The organism is Novosphingobium sp. 11B (assembly GCF_054589055.1).
Window position 1 is genome coordinate 1 of the sequence record NZ_BAAILP010000319.1, and the last position, 246, is coordinate 246.

At 67.1% G+C, this 246-nt stretch carries 1 protein-coding gene; it reads left to right on the plus strand.

The genetic code is table 11. The annotated features are described in order from the left end of the window. On the plus strand, window positions 1-246 hold a 246-nt coding region (locus ACYPYD_RS26465), incomplete at both ends, for a hypothetical protein (RefSeq protein WP_459666642.1).

Here is a 246-nt window from a genome sequence, read left to right on the forward strand (position 1 = left end):
GGCACGAATATCCCTGCGTCTCGAAGACGGCCTGCACGACCAGTTGCTCCGGCAGGCTCGCCGCTACAACATCACCCTTTCCGATCTCGTCCGCCCCACGCTCGAGCGTCTGGCGTACCCTGAGCGGGTTTCCGATGCGACCAGCCAGCAGGCCCAGCTCGGCATCATGGCCTGCACGCTGTCGCTCCTCCTGCTCGACATAGAGGCACGCGCGCCGCACCTCCTCGAGCCGGGTACCCAAGCCGC